The sequence below is a fragment of the Leptolyngbya sp. AN10 genome, assembly GCF_050565645.1.
Taxonomy (GTDB): domain Bacteria; phylum Cyanobacteriota; class Cyanobacteriia; order Leptolyngbyales; family Leptolyngbyaceae; genus Leptolyngbya.
Genome location: NZ_JBNXVP010000047.1, coordinates 40,291 through 51,602, shown reverse-complemented (window position 1 = coordinate 51,602; position 11,312 = coordinate 40,291). Strand labels below are relative to the sequence as shown.

Here is an 11,312-nt window from a genome sequence, read left to right as displayed (position 1 = left end):
AGCGTGAGCAGGAAGAGAAACAGTAAGACAAACCTGAAAACAAATGAAGGAAGCAGTATACTGATGAACAAGTAAATGCTGCTAAAAATTCGGAGTACCTGGTCTAGTTTTGAGGGTTCATTTCAGGAGCGTCCGCCCCAGACAAGGCAGACCTCAATCAGACAGAACTGATCCCACAATAAACTCGTATCGAGCGTTAACACTAAGTCACTGCCTGCAAACGCTTGCAAAAATTGTTGCAGTAAGGGCACATAAAAAGTCTCAGCGCTGATGTGCGGGTTGTGAATCAAATAACTCAATCGCTCTAAATGACTCCGGGCAGTGCAGTCACGATGGCTCAAATAGGGCAGCCAATGGCTGAGACACGCACTCTCAGATTGTAAGATTGCCGCCACTGCTTCCGCAAATCCTTGCAAGTGACGTTGATCTTTCGGTTCGATCCATTGACGCAATTGGTCGATTAGTTGACGATAAAGGTGGGGCGTTTGCATACGGTTGCGATTGTGTAGGAACTTGAGCATCGCATAATTCGCCCCACTTAAGCCACTCTTGTCTCATCTGAGATTCTAGATATCACAACCCTTTCAAGACTTTTCTACATCACTAAGGTCAGAAGGCTCGACTTCGATCGAGATAATTTCGACTTTGGCTAATCGCTCTGCCAAAAGGCTTTGTGCCTGAGTAATTGCATCCTGCCGCGTATCCGCTATCGCATGAACTGAAGGCAATTCTAGAACGGTTGCGGGCAGCTTTGCTGTGCCGAAGGCAGCGCTTTACCGTCTTCGGTTTCCTCGACTAAAACATTCCACTTGGAAGCCACCATAAAACTCCTACTTTTTGGCTCTCTACAAATCTAGCACCCTAAATCCATCTCGCAGCTTTAGCGATCGTCTTGCTAACGGTGATCGCTTTGCATTGCTAAATTGAACCAGGCACAATCAGGATGGGCAACTCAAGGAGAGTTGCAATGTCTGAGAACACCGTGAAAGTAGAAATCTCCTAATTGATCGCTGTTAGAAGCCGTTTCTGCTCTAGACCTCTCTGAGAAGCGGCAATTGTGGGAAGCTCTCGACGCTGAACTTTTTGACGATGAGGAAGATTCGCCAGAAGACATTGAAGATCCTCGACCGGATGGAGTCGTCGAATTGAAAGGCTCAACACAGTAATGAAAAGTAAAACAATCATGAGTGGGCAGCAAAAAGCGATTGCTGATACGCCAGTTCACCCAGAATGTAAGTCGCTTGAATTGCTCGATCGTCGCCCATAATCATTAAGCTAAACAGTCGATCGCTTAATTCTTCCAGTGTGGTCGGTATCTCACCTTGATTTCGCAATGCCATGATTGGAGTCGATCGAGGATTAATCACAGTAAAGTCTGCTTCTTTACCTACATCAAAGTTGCCAATCTTATCATCCAAACTCAATGCTCTTGCTCCTCCTAATGTTGCTAAGAACATTGCTTGAAACGGTGAAAGCTTTTGTCGTCGTAGCTGTGCAATCTTGTAAGCTTCGCCTGCTGTTTGGAACATTGAAAAGCTCGTGCCACCTCCAACATCTGTGGCAAAGCCAACTTTGATCGGGGCTGCGATCGCACGTTCTAAGTTAAACAAACCGCTACCGAGAAAGGTATTTGAAGTGGGACAAAATGCGATCGTAGATTTCGCTTCAGAGAGTCGATCGAACTCTGCTTCGATTAGCTGCACACAATGAGCAAAGATTGATCGCGCTCCCACCAGTCCGAATTGATCATAAACATCAACATAGCTTTTGCTATCTGGGAACAGTTCTTTTACCCAATCCACTTCATTCACATTCTCAGATAGATGCGTGTGTAAATAGACATCGGGAAACTCTTCGAGAAGCTGACAAGCATACTTTAATTGTTCTGGAGTCGAAGTCGGTGCAAATCGAGGAGTCACTGCATAAAGCGATCGACCTTTTTTGTGCCATTTTTTGATCAGAGCTTTGCTCTCTTCATACGATGATTTTGCTGTATCTCGTAAGAAATCTGGAGCATTGCGATCCATCATGACTTTGCCAGCGATTAAACGCATATTTCGTCGATCGCTTTCTTCAAACAAAGCTTCGACTGATTGGGGAAACACAGCCGCTAGTACTAATGCGGTCGTAGTTCCATTTTGCAGCAGTTGATCAATAAAAATGGGTGCAATACGATCGCAGTAAGCTTTGTCTCGAAACTTTCGCTCTACTGGAAAAGTGAACTTCTCTAACCATTCGAGTAATTGTTCACCGTAAGCTGCCATCATTTCGGTTTGTGGAAAGTGAATGTGCAGATCAATAAAACCAGGCAGGATCAGATCATTCACGTAATGGATAGTTTCAATTCCTGCATATCGGTCTTTTAACTGACCATATTCACCTAGTTCTTTGACTGTTCCATTTTCAATAACCAGCAAGCCATCCGGAAAATACCGCACACTTTCAAGCTCAGACACAGAGAACGGATCGGCAACAAAATCTAAAATTGCACTGCGAAAGGCTTTAACAGTCATCGAACAATTCGGGGGCTAAACTTCTGGCTCGATTGTAGACGGTTAGAATGCAGGAATCACAGGTAGGATTGAAAAGAAGCAATGACTAAAGTGCATGAACCCCTTACTTGCCCTGAACTATGAGCCAGCGTTTGAGCGATTAGGAGACGAATTTTCCGATCGTGTTTCTGCGGCTGAGTTTCCCCAACATCTGCTCCGATTTCGCAACGATGATATTTTGGCGCAGTTGGGTCTAACCGATGTGACTGACGAGCATTTTATCGAGGCGTTTGGCAAGTTTCAGGGACGAGAGCCGTTCCTTGCGATGAGATATCACGGCTATCAATTTGGTACGTATAATCCAGCGCTCGGAGATGGTCGCGGTTTTTTGTATGGGCAGGTTCGTGCTAACGATGGTGAATTGTACGACTTTGGCACGAAAGGGTCAGGCAGAACGCCTTACTCGCGGGGTGGAGATGGGCGATTGACGCTCAAAGGTGGAATTCGGGAAGTACTAGCGGCGGAAATGCTGCATCGATTAAAGGTGAGAACTTCTCGCTGTTTGAGCTTAGTTGAAACTGGGGAAGGACTTTGGCGCGGAGATGAACCGTCACCGACTCGATCGTCTGTGATGATTCGGTTTAGTCGATCGCATATTCGATTCGGAACATTCGAGCGATTAGATGCAATTAACCGCAAAGATTTGATTGCAATTCTGCTCGATCATGTGATTGAAACTTACTATCCGCATTTGATGAATGAACGCGATCGATACGCGCTATTTTATTCAGAATTAGTCGAAAAGGTTGCGGAATTAGTCGCGCAATGGATGGCAGCAGGATTTTGTCACGCAGTTTTGAATACCGATAATATGTCCGTGACTGGCGAAAGTTTTGATTATGGTCCATTTGCATTTATTCCAGCGTATCAACCAGACTTTACTGCGGCTTATTTTGATTACTATGGTCGGTATTCGTATGCGAATCAGCCAGGAATGTGCTACTGGAATTTAGAAATGCTTCAGATTCCATTAAGACGAATCATTGCTGAAACAGATCTGAAATCTAGCTTAGAAAAATTTGAATCGCATTATCAGAAGGCATATCAAAAACGAATGCTGTATCGATTGGGATTTGATCAATTAGAAGAATCGATCGCAAAAGATTTAGTGTATCGAACCGTTGAATTTTTACAAGCATCGCAAATCGATTATCACGATTTCTTTTGGCAAATTACGAAACAGTTCGATCGCAGTTGGAGCGAAAACGCGAGTCATATTTTTTCTCAGCACGAAACCTCGAATACGGAGTTAGCACAATCGTTTGAGAACTGGCGACAAAGTTACTCTCAAGCATTGAATACTTTAAGCAATATTGAGATCGATCAAATTCCCGATCGCTTGAATTCATACAATTCCGAGGTTAGTCTAGTGCGTCCAGAGATTGAAGACGTTTGGAACCCGATCGCAGATGACGACAACTGGCAACCGTTCTATGATTTGTTAACTCGAATTCGCAAGTAAGACAATGCTACAGACTCCCGTTTTATTGACTTCGCGGTTGATTATTCGATTGCTTCAGCACAATGACACAACCGCGATCGTAAATTACTATACTGAGAATCGCGAGTTTCTAGAGCCGTTCGAGCCGTTTCGTCCTGCAAATTTTTATACTCGTGATTTTTGGTCACAGCAAATCGAGAAGAGTATTATCGAATTTGGTTATGATCGATCGCTGAGATTATTTATGTTTAAAAAGGAAGATCCACGATCGATTATTGGCGCAGTGAATTTTACAAATATGACTCAAGGTATTTTATATTCGTGCAGTTTAGGATACAGCCTTGCGGAAAAAGAACAAGGAAACGGCTATATGAATGAAGCACTACAATCTGCAATTCAATATGTATTTAATGAGATGAATCTGCATCGAATTACAGCGAATTATATGCCGCGCAATCAAAAAAGTGGCAATGTTTTAAGACGATTAGGATTTACGATCGAAGGCTACGCCAGAGACTATTTATTAATTAACGGAAAGTGGGAAGATCACATTCGATCGAGCTTAATTAACCCGAATTGGAGACCCGTATGAGCGAAACAATTGTTGCGATCGCGACTGCAATTGTGCCCGAACAAGGAAGCGTCGGGATTGTTCGATTATCTGGTTCAGAATCGGTGTCGATCGCTCAAAAACTTTTCCATGCTCCAGGTCATCAGACTTGGGAAAGTCACCGAATTTTATACGGTTTCATTCGTCATCCTGAAACACAACAAACGATCGATGAAGCTTTACTTCTGGTGATGTTAGCTCCTCGATCGTACACTCGCGAAGATGTGGTCGAATTTCACTGTCACGGCGGAATCATTGCAGTTCAACAAGTTCTACAACTTTGTATCGAAACAGGTGCAAAATTAGCGCAACCTGGAGAATTCACGCTCAGAGCTTTTCTGAATGGACGATTAGATTTAACGCAAGCCGAAAGTATTGCAGATTTAGTTGGAGCGCGATCGCCTCAAGCGGCTCAAACTGCACTCGCTGGACTTCAAGGAAAACTCGCTTCTCCAATTCGTCAACTTCGCGCCACTTGCTTAGATATCTTGGCGGAAGTCGAAGCCCGAATTGATTTTGAGGACGATTTACCCCCGCTTGATGAAGCAGAGATTCAGGCTCAATTCCATCATGTTTTAGCCGAAGTGACTCGAATCTTAGAGACTGCCGATCGAGGAGAATTGCTCAGAACTGGATTGAAAGTCGCGATCGTCGGTCGTCCAAATGTTGGCAAATCGAGCTTATTGAATGCTTGGAGTCGCAGCGATCGAGCAATTGTGACTAATCTTCCTGGGACAACTCGCGATGTGGTCGAATCTCAGCTTGTCGTTGGTGGCATTCCGATTCAAGTATTAGATACAGCGGGAATTCGAGAAACTGAAGATCAAGTCGAAAAAATTGGAGTCGAGCGATCGCGTTTAGCGGCTCAATCTGCGGATTTGGTGCTGTTTACAATCGAGGCTCAAGCTGGTTTTACAGAGTTCGATCGAGAAATTTATGATCAAGTTAGCGATCGACCGTTGATTTTGGTTATTAATAAAATTGATTTATCCGAAGTCGAAGGTGAACTTCCCAAAGCACTTCAAATTGTCAAAACTGCGGCATCTTTAAACCAAGGAATTGATGCGCTTGAAACTGCAATCCTAAACACAGTTCAAACCGGAAAAATTCAAGCTGCAAACTTAGATTTAGCGATCAATCAACGTCAAGCCGCAGCATTAACTCGATCGAAGATTGCATTAGAACAAGTGCAGACGACGATCGCAAATCAACTGCCGCTCGATTTTTGGACGATCGATTTGCGGAGTGCAATTCAAGCATTAGGCGAAATTCTTGGCGAAGATGTCACAGAATCCGTTCTTGATCGTATTTTCAGCCGATTCTGTATTGGAAAATAGTAGAACAATTATTCTACCCGTGATACACTAAATTTCAATTCTTCGGAACGCGAGGTGAAGCAATGGCAACCACTCAAGATGCCTACGAATTAGCCCAATTACTCGCAGAGATTGAATATCCTGAGTCTGACGGTAGACCGATGGCAGAGACCGACTTTCAACGAGCGTACTTAATCTATTCGGTCAGCGTCTTGGATCTTTACTTTCAGAATCAATCCGATGTTTATGTCTCCGGCAACATTCTGATCTACTACGAAGAAGGGAACCCGAAAGCTTGCATCTCTCCTGATGTGTTTGTCGTGCAAAATCAGGACAAGCGGAAACGTCGATCGTACAAAATTTGGGAAGAAGGCGAAAAATACCCAAACTTTGTTCTAGAAATCACCTCAAAATCCACAGTAAACGAGGATCAAGGCTCTAAGAAAGGACTATATGCCTTCTGGGGCGTTCAGGAATATTTTCAGTACGATCCCACAGGTGACTATCTCAAATCGCGGCTTCAAGGCTTCCGACTCATTGAAGGCAACTATTTTCCAATTCCTCAAATTCCTTTAGATCAACCAAACGATTTCTCATTACGAAGTGAAGTGTTAGGCATTGACTTGTGCTTAAAGAATCAAGATCTCAAATTCTTTGAAGCAAGCTCTGGAATTCAATTACTCGGACTCGAAGAAACAGAATCCGCTCGTCGTGCCGCAGAACTCCGGGCTGAACAGGAAGCTCAAAGAGCCGATCGATTAGCCGCAAAACTACGGGAACTCGGAGTCGATTCCGACCAACTCTAGAAAATCGCTCTTGAGACAGAAGCCTATCCTTGCCGATCGACAGTAGCATCATCGTGCTTAATCAATCGCGAATTGCAGTGTCTGAACAAGGGCTAGGGAGTAGCAAGATCGAGTCGTTTAACGCCTTGCCTGAAGGCTATGAATGCTTGATGGGTGGCGAAGAAATGGGAGAGTTGATGCGCTCCTTGGACTGGTCAAACACACCCTTTGGAGCCGTTGAACAGTGGTCTCAAAGTTTACGATCGTCGATCAGTATTTGCCTCAATTCTCGATTCCCGATCGCAATCTATTGGGGAAAAGACAATCTCTTACTCTACAACGACGCATGGAGACCGATTCTAGGAGATAAGCATCCGTGGGGTTTGGGTCGCCCTGCTCGTGAAGTTTGGTCTGAAATTTGGAACACAGTCGGACCCGAATTTGCCAGCGTCTTAAGCACAGGGCAAGGAATCTTTCATAACGATGAATTGCTATCGATGCGTCGTTTTGGCTACACCGAAGAATGCTACTTTGACTATACCTTTAATCCGATTCAAGGCGAAAAAGGAGTCGTCGATGGTGTCCTCAACATTGTCACCGAGACGACTTATCGAGTTTTGAACGATCGACGTGCGCGATTGCTGCGCGAAGTAGCATCCAAAACGGGAGTTGCAAAAACCGCAGAAGAGGCTTGTGAACTCATGGCTTCGATGTTGCAAGCCGATCCAGCAGATATTCCATTTTCGATGTTGTATTTGGTCGAGAATCATCAGGCTCGACTGTGTGCAGGAGAAGCGATCGCACAAAGTCCGCAAATGATCGATCTCAATACAAATGATGATTGGCGAATTGCTGAAGTCGTGCGAACTGGGGAGCCGCAAATTATTCACAACTTAGTCAACCGTTTCGGGGTGATTTCTGGAGCGCTTTGGGAAGAACCGATTCAGAAAGCGATGATTTTACCGATCGCAGCAACGGGACAAACGAAACTCGCGGCAGTGCTCGTTGCTGGAATCAGTCCGCGCCTGGAATTGAACGAGAACTATCAAGACTTTCTTGCCCAAGTTGCAGGGCAAATTTCAACCGCGATCGCGAATGCTCGATCGTATGAAGAAGAACGCAAACGAGCCGAACAATTAGCAGAACTCGATCGAGCAAAAACGCTCTTTTTCTCGAATGTGAGCCACGAATTTCGGACTCCGTTGGCTCTCATGCTTGGACCTGCGGAAGATGCCCTAAACGCAGCAGAATCCGGGGAACAGCGCGATCGCTTAGGGATGATTCACCGCAATGCGTTAAGACTGCAAAAACTGGTCAATACGCTGCTCGACTTTTCTCGAATTGAAGCAGGACGAATTGAAGCGGTGTATGAACCGACGGATCTATCTGAATTCACCGCAGATTTAGCAGGAATGTTTCGATCGCTGATTGAACGATCAGGACTGAGCTTACGAGTCGAATGTGCTGCCTTGTCTGAGCCTGCTTATGTCGATCGCGAAATGTGGGAAAAGATTGTTCTCAACTTGCTCTCGAATGCGTTTAAGTTCACCTTCGAGGGTGAGATTGTTGTGAGCTTGAGTGCAAAAGACGATCGCATTCAGCTACAGGTTCGAGATACCGGAACCGGAATTCCAGAAACCGAACTAGCGCAAGTATTTGAGCGATTCCACCGAGTCAAAGGCGCACAAGGACGCAGCTATGAAGGCTCTGGAATTGGACTATCGCTCGTACAAGAATTAGTCAAACTACATGGCGGAACGATCGAAGTTAGCAGTGTAATTGATCAAGGAACCTGCTTTACTGTTTCAATTCCAACAGGCTATGAGCATTTACCTAGCGAACGTGTTCGACGCAGTGAAGTCGATCGTACTCAGCGCAATCTCGTTTCCACAGCGACTAGAGCGACATCCTATGTTGAGGAAGCTTCGCGCTGGTTGCCTTCTGCGCCAACGGTTTCCTCAGAAATTCCTGTTGCAGCATCAATTCATCGATCGACGACTCGAATTGTTCTAGCAGATGACAATGCAGATATGCGGGACTATCTAACTCGATTGCTCAGTCCACAATACGAAGTTGAAGCCGTTCCAGATGGTGCAGCCGCTTTGAGAGCAATTTGCCAACACATACCCGATCTCGTACTCTCAGATGTGATGATGCCAGAAATGGATGGATTTGAACTATTACAAGTCCTACGCGATCCACCTGAAGGCTCTGATCTGCAAACTCAACTGAATGCAAGAGAATTACCTGTAATTTTGCTATCTGCACGAGCCGGAGAAGAAGCAAGAATCGAAGGATTAGCAGCGGGAGCCGATGACTATCTCACCAAACCATTTTCTGCACGAGAACTCTTAGCACGAGTGGAAGCAACTCTAAAGCTATCTAAGCTTAGACAGGAAGCGCTTCAGCGAGAGCAGGCTTTACGATCGACCAGTGAAGTTGCCCAACAAGAAGCTGAAGCCGCCTATCGCCGCCTGGGTCAACTGCTCGAAAGTATGGGCGATGCGTTTGTCGCACTCGATCGAGACTGGCGAATTACCTATCAAAACGCTGCTTCTGAACGGATTAACAACAAACCGCGCTCTGAAGTCATCGGAAAAACAATTTGGGAAGAATGGTCTGCTGCGGTTGGCTCGGTTTCGGAGCGGGCATATCGTCGTGCGATCGCAGAACAAATTCCCGTTCACTTTGAGCAGCATTACTTTGAACCACCCGATCACAATGTTTGGCTAGAAATTCATGCTTATCCGTTCGATGAAGGCTTAGGAATCTTTTATCGAGATATCACCGCTCGAAAACGGGCAGAAGAAGCCTTACGAGAAAGTGAAGCGCGTTTTCGACAGTTAACCGATTCGGCTCCGATGCTGGTTTGGATGTCGGGAATCGATAAGCTGTGTAACTACTTCAATCAATCTTGGCTAAACTTTACCGGACGCACGATCGAGGAAGAAACGGGTCATGGTTGGGCAAAAGGTGTTCATCCTGACGATTTCGATCGCTGTTTAGAAACCTATACCTCTGCGTTTGATGCCCGAATCACGTTTGAGATGGACTATCGGCTCAAACGATTTGATGGAGAATATCGCTGGATTTATGATGTCGGTGTGCCTCGGTTTACTCCAGATGGCGAATTTTTAGGCTATATCGGGTCTTGTTTTGATGTTCACGATCGCAAAATGGCGGAACAGCAAAAAGAGCAGCTTCTAGCACGAGAGTATGCTGCCCGTGAAGCCGCAGAAACCGCGAACCGGATCAAAGACGAATTTTTAGCAGTTCTTTCTCATGAGCTACGCACGCCGCTTAATCCAATCGTGGGCTGGTCTAAATTGCTCAAAGGCGGCAACCTGAATGCAGAAAAAACAGCTTATGCGATCGACATTATTGAGCGCAATGCCAAACTGCAAACTCAACTAATCGAAGATTTGCTCGATGTCTCGCGCATTCTACGCGGCAAACTTAGTCTGACGATGGCTCCAGTCGATGTGGAATCGATCGTGCGTTCTGCATTAGATACGGTCAAACTAGCAGCCGAAGCGAAATCAATCCAGCTACACACTGATTTCACTGCAACTCCGCAAGTCTTAGGCGATGCTGCCCGCCTTCAACAGATTGTCTGGAATCTACTCTCAAACGCGATCAAATTCACGCCAGAAGGGGGCAGCGTTACGATTGCGATCGCACAAATTGGAACTCAAGTGCAGATTACAGTTAGCGATACAGGTCAAGGTATTTCAGCCGCTTTTCTCCCGCATGTGTTTGAATACTTCCGTCAGGCGGATAGTGCCTCAACGCGCAAATTTGGCGGTTTAGGACTCGGACTTGCGATCGTGCGTCAATTAGTCGAACTTCACGGAGGAACTGTTCAAGCAGAAAGTTCAGGTGAAAACCAAGGCGCAACGTTTACAGTACAGTTACCTTGTTTGAAAACTGGTGCTAATGTGAACTGCGATCGTCCTGATTCAAAATCTGCTCCTACGGCTTCGCTCACAGGGATTCAAATCTTAGTCGTCGATGATGAGCAAGATAGCCGCGATCTTGTTGCTTTTGTATTAGAACAGTCGGGAGCAATTGTGACTGCTGTAAGTTCTGCGATCGAAGCTCTTGAAGCGATCGAGCAGCAGCAATTTGATCTTCTAGTCAGTGATATTGGAATGCCTGACATGAATGGCTATATGTTAATGGAACAGATTCGGAAACGATCTGCGATTCTAAATGCAATCGCGCTCACTGCGTATGCTGGAGAACTGAATCAAAAACAAGCGATCGAGGCTGGATTCCAAAGACATTTAGCGAAACCTGTTGAACCTGAAGCATTAGTTCAAACAGTGCAAACCTTAATCGATCGACCTCCAGTGTGAATTGATTAAAAAAGGACATCGATCGATGTCCCTCTACAACTCAGGAAGCTGCCACTTAATAAAATCCCGCCGTTCATTGCACTGCCTCGCCCCGGACTGGAAGTCGGGGCTAACTGGGCGAAGTCCGTTTCAACGGACTGAGGATTTTAACTTCAGGCTCTTCAGTCCCCTTTAGTGGACTTTGTTCTATTAGCCCCGACTTCCAGTCCGGGGCGAGATAGCACTCAGAACAGAGCTACTCTCGTTGGGA

The 11,312-nt window shown here is 45.5% G+C and carries 8 protein-coding genes and 1 pseudogene; 5 read left to right on the top strand and 4 right to left on the bottom strand.

Annotation, left to right across the window (positions count from 1 at the left end):
• Positions 1-125: 125 nt before the first annotated feature.
• The 4 genes and pseudogenes from ACQ4M5_RS35790 to guaD all read right to left on the bottom strand — a co-directional run.
• Positions 126-491: pseudogene (locus tag ACQ4M5_RS35790) on the bottom strand (IS4 family transposase); the annotation flags it as partial.
• 93 nt (positions 492-584) lie between these two features.
• A complete protein-coding gene (locus ACQ4M5_RS35785; RefSeq protein ID WP_430680564.1) occupies positions 585-728 on the bottom strand; it encodes a hypothetical protein in 144 nt (47 codons plus the stop codon).
• A 271-nt stretch (positions 729-999) separates the two neighbouring features.
• Positions 1,000-1,185, bottom strand: a complete 186-nt coding sequence (locus ACQ4M5_RS35780) for a hypothetical protein (RefSeq protein WP_430680563.1) — start codon at positions 1,183-1,185, stop codon at positions 1,000-1,002.
• Positions 1,182-2,513: a guanine deaminase gene (gene guaD / locus ACQ4M5_RS35775; protein WP_430680562.1), complete on the bottom strand. Its 1,332-nt coding sequence runs from the start codon at positions 2,511-2,513 to the stop codon at positions 1,182-1,184. Before guaD ends, ACQ4M5_RS35780 begins: the two co-directional genes overlap by 4 nt.
• A gap of 94 nt (positions 2,514-2,607) precedes the next feature.
• Between guaD and ACQ4M5_RS35770 the strand changes: the two genes are divergently transcribed.
• The 5 genes from ACQ4M5_RS35770 to ACQ4M5_RS35750 all read left to right on the top strand — a co-directional run bounded on the left by ACQ4M5_RS35770 (position 2,608) and on the right by ACQ4M5_RS35750 (position 11,062).
• Positions 2,608-4,014, top strand: a complete 1,407-nt coding sequence (locus ACQ4M5_RS35770) for a protein adenylyltransferase SelO (RefSeq protein WP_430680561.1) — start codon at positions 2,608-2,610, stop codon at positions 4,012-4,014.
• 4 nt (positions 4,015-4,018) lie between these two features.
• Complete coding sequence (gene rimJ, locus ACQ4M5_RS35765) at positions 4,019-4,585, top strand: ribosomal protein S5-alanine N-acetyltransferase (protein WP_430680560.1); 567 nt, start codon at positions 4,019-4,021, stop codon at positions 4,583-4,585.
• Entirely contained in the window at positions 4,582-5,940 is a 1,359-nt protein-coding gene (gene mnmE / locus ACQ4M5_RS35760; protein ID WP_430680559.1) for a tRNA uridine-5-carboxymethylaminomethyl(34) synthesis GTPase MnmE, read from the top strand. Before rimJ ends, mnmE begins: the two co-directional genes overlap by 4 nt.
• Before the next feature lie 62 nt (positions 5,941-6,002).
• A complete protein-coding gene (locus ACQ4M5_RS35755) occupies positions 6,003-6,725 on the top strand; it encodes a Uma2 family endonuclease (RefSeq protein WP_430680558.1) in 723 nt (240 codons plus the stop codon).
• Positions 6,726-6,778: 53 nt separating this feature from the next.
• Entirely contained in the window at positions 6,779-11,062 is a 4,284-nt protein-coding gene (locus ACQ4M5_RS35750) for an ATP-binding protein (RefSeq protein WP_430680557.1), read from the top strand.
• Positions 11,063-11,312 lie beyond the last annotated feature (250 nt).

Excerpts from the sequence above, each read along its gene's own strand:
- mnmE (WP_430680559.1), top strand. The coding sequence starts at position 4,582 with ATGAGCGAAACAATTGTTGCGATCGCGACTGCAATTGTGCCCGAACAA.
- ACQ4M5_RS35755 (WP_430680558.1), top strand. The coding sequence starts at position 6,003 with ATGGCAACCACTCAAGATGCCTACGAATTAGCCCAATTACTCGCAGAG.
- ACQ4M5_RS35770 (WP_430680561.1), top strand. The coding sequence starts at position 2,608 with ATGAACCCCTTACTTGCCCTGAACTATGAGCCAGCGTTTGAGCGATTA.
- guaD (WP_430680562.1), bottom strand. The coding sequence starts at position 2,513 with ATGACTGTTAAAGCCTTTCGCAGTGCAATTTTAGATTTTGTTGCCGAT.
- rimJ (WP_430680560.1), top strand. The coding sequence starts at position 4,019 with ATGCTACAGACTCCCGTTTTATTGACTTCGCGGTTGATTATTCGATTG.
- ACQ4M5_RS35780 (WP_430680563.1), bottom strand. The coding sequence starts at position 1,185 with ATGATTGTTTTACTTTTCATTACTGTGTTGAGCCTTTCAATTCGACGA.